General features: G+C 45.2%; 1 protein-coding gene and 2 tRNA genes. 1 reads left to right on the top strand and 2 read right to left on the bottom strand.

The window, feature by feature from the left end:
- Positions 1 to 20: 20 nt before the first annotated feature.
- Positions 21 to 93, bottom strand: a tRNA-Phe gene (locus JN080_RS28875).
- A gap of 46 nt (positions 94 to 139) precedes the next feature.
- Positions 140 to 213, bottom strand: a tRNA-Asp gene (locus tag JN080_RS28870).
- A gap of 18 nt (positions 214 to 231) precedes the next feature.
- On the opposite strand from JN080_RS28870, the gene JN080_RS28865 reads away from it, so the two are divergent.
- On the top strand, positions 232 to 639 hold the full coding sequence (locus tag JN080_RS28865) for a hypothetical protein (RefSeq protein ID WP_256239362.1): 408 nt from the start codon (positions 232 to 234) through the stop codon (positions 637 to 639).
- The last annotated feature ends 142 nt before the right edge of the window (positions 640 to 781 follow it).

Raw genomic sequence — 781 nt, 5'->3', positions numbered from 1 at the left:
TACCCCTCCAAATAAAAAGGTGGCTCAGGACGGATCCGAACCGCCGACACAAGGATTTTCAGTCCTTTGCTCTACCAACTGAGCTACTGAGCCACACAAAATCTATATCAACAGTAGTTATCCTACTGGGATAAAAATACGGTCCGGACGGGGCTCGAACCCGCGACCTCCTGCGTGACAGGCAGGCATTCTAACCAGCTGAACTACCGGACCAAATTGCGGGGGCAGGATTTGAACCTGCGACCTTCGGGTTATGAGCCCGACGAGCATAGTGATTCAAAATTACCCGACATATCCGGTACATTTGGCTGTTCAAATCTTGCTGGGGATACTGAAACCTGTGTGCTTTGCTCTGAGGCTTTCACTCTATCAGTCTTGATTTCGTGTTGTGCAGTTGGTTGTCTGCCTTCTGAAGGCCGTTTTCTTTGTTCTGAAGTTTCCATCCGGGCTGTCGATCTGCTTTGTGGTTTCGTCCAGTCATTTATTTTTATCCCTGAATCATTGCTTCCTGTTGAATTTTGGGATTTATTTTGCCCGCTGGCTGCGCCTATTGGATTTCTTGAAGGGGATAAGTTCCCTGCTTGCTTATCAGCTGAATTTGGGCTCATTGGACGCTGTGAGCTGTCTTTACTAGTTTGAACTTCCGTAGGCATTATTGGTATTTATATGACTTTTGGTTGTGCGAGGGTCAGTTTGTCACTTTAACCGATAATTTGCGTATATTTTAAAGTGTTATTTTGCATATCTAACTTTAAAAACCCAGCTATCTTCACATGAGAAG

This window comes from Bacillus sp. EB600, assembly GCF_024494385.1.
Classification (GTDB): Bacteria; Bacillota; Bacilli; order Bacillales; family Cytobacillaceae; genus JAEVLT01.
Note: the sequence above shows the minus strand (reverse complement) of the source record. Positions and strands in the feature narration are given on the sequence as shown.